Annotated in this window: 1 protein-coding gene; it reads left to right on the forward strand. The window is 78.2% G+C overall.

Annotated features, from left to right (window positions below; genetic code table 11):
- The coding region (locus Voc01_RS52675) for a ketoacyl-synthetase C-terminal extension domain-containing protein (protein ID WP_203935348.1) at positions 1 to 615 on the forward strand (615 nt) is incomplete at both ends.

Genomic DNA, 615 nt, shown 5'->3' on the forward strand with positions numbered 1-615 from the left:
GCAGGCGCTGCTGGCCACCTACGGCCAGGACCGTACCGAGCCGCTCCGGCTCGGCTCGCTCAAGTCGAACATCGGCCACAGCCAGGCCGCGGCCGGTGTCGGCGGTGTGATCAAGATGGTGCTCGCCATGCGGCACGGCGTCATGCCGAAGACGCTGCACGCCGACGAGCCGTCGCCGCACGTCGACTGGTCCGCCGGCGCCGTCGAGCTGCTCACCGACGCGGTGGCGTGGCCGCGCACCGACCGGCCCCGGCGGGCCGGGGTCTCCGCGTTCGGCATCAGCGGTACGAACGCCCACACGATCATCGAGCAGCCTCCCGCCGAGGCGGAGAGCGCGCCGGCCGACGGGCCGGCACCGCGGCCCGTGCTGCTGTCGGCGGCCACGCCGGCGGCCCTGCGCACCCAGGCGGCCCGGCTGCGGGCCCACCTGGAGGCCGCGCCCGGCCTCGACCCGGCGGACGTGGCCTGGTCGCTCGCGACCACCCGGTCGGCCATGGCCCACCGGGCCGCCGTCGTCGCCGCCGGCCGGGACGAGCTCCTTGCCGGGCTGGCCGCGCTCGCCCGCGACGAGCGGGCACCCGGGGTCCTGCGCGGCTCACCCGCGACCGGCGGGGT

The sequence above is a fragment of the Virgisporangium ochraceum genome, from assembly GCF_016863655.1.
Classification (GTDB): Bacteria; Actinomycetota; Actinomycetes; order Mycobacteriales; family Micromonosporaceae; genus Virgisporangium; species Virgisporangium ochraceum.